Genomic DNA, 843 nt, shown 5'->3' with positions numbered 1-843 from the left:
CGCTGCGCGAACCTTGTCATCAGCACAAGGCAAGGATGCGATACCATTCTGCAAAACTTTGTAGTACATCATCGTACCGCCCACCAATAAAGGTGTGCGTCCACGACTTGTTATTTCCTGCATCTCTCTTAGCGCATCATCATAAAACCGAGCTACCGAATAACTGTCTTTAGCAGCAATAATATCAATCAGTCGGTGTGGAGCGCGCGCCAACAATTCTTTTTCGGGTTTTGCCGTACCGATATCCATGCCTCGATATATCAAGGCAGAGTCCACACTGATAATGTCGCAAGCTAAGGTTTCATGAAGAGAGACTGCCAGGTCTGTCTTACCCGCCGCTGTCGGCCCCATTAGACAAATTGCACTAGGCAAGCTCATTGATAAAGCCTTAAAGAAGGTATTCGCAACATCTTAACGCCCCCGCAGAAATAACTTATCCAGCTCACCCATAGACAGTGCGGTCCAGGTTGGGCGGCCATGGTTACACTGACCACTGCGCTCAGTTTCTTCCATATCTCTCAGCAAAGCGTTCATCTCCGGTATCGTCAACGATCGATTGGCCCTTACCGAACCATGACAAGCCATAGTCGACATCAACTCATTCGCTTTTGCCTCTAGCTGGTCGGAGTATCCGTGCGTAATCATATCACTCAACAAGTCTCTTACTAGCTGATCAACATTCACCTGCTGAAGTATCACTGGCACCTGACGAATAACGATACTTTCCGGACCAGACCGTTCTAGGCCCAAACCAAATTTCTGTAAGTCCCCGGCACATTCTTCAGCAACAGAAGCCTCNCGTTGACTTAGAGAGATATTCATCGGCACAAGCAGGGGCTGAGC

The 843-nt window shown here is 48.6% G+C and carries 1 protein-coding gene and 1 pseudogene; both read right to left on the bottom strand.

Features of this window, described 5'->3' with window-relative positions:
• On the bottom strand, positions 1-378 hold a 378-nt coding region (locus tag A3735_RS28410; RefSeq protein WP_369820570.1), incomplete at its 3' end, for a tRNA (adenosine(37)-N6)-dimethylallyltransferase.
• 33 nt (positions 379-411) lie between these two features.
• Positions 412-843 (bottom strand): annotated as a pseudogene (gene mutL, locus A3735_RS28405) (DNA mismatch repair protein MutL); the annotation flags it as partial.

The sequence above is a fragment of the Oleiphilus sp. HI0061 genome (assembly GCF_001635675.1).
Note: the sequence above shows the minus strand (reverse complement) of the source record. Positions and strands in the feature narration are given on the sequence as shown.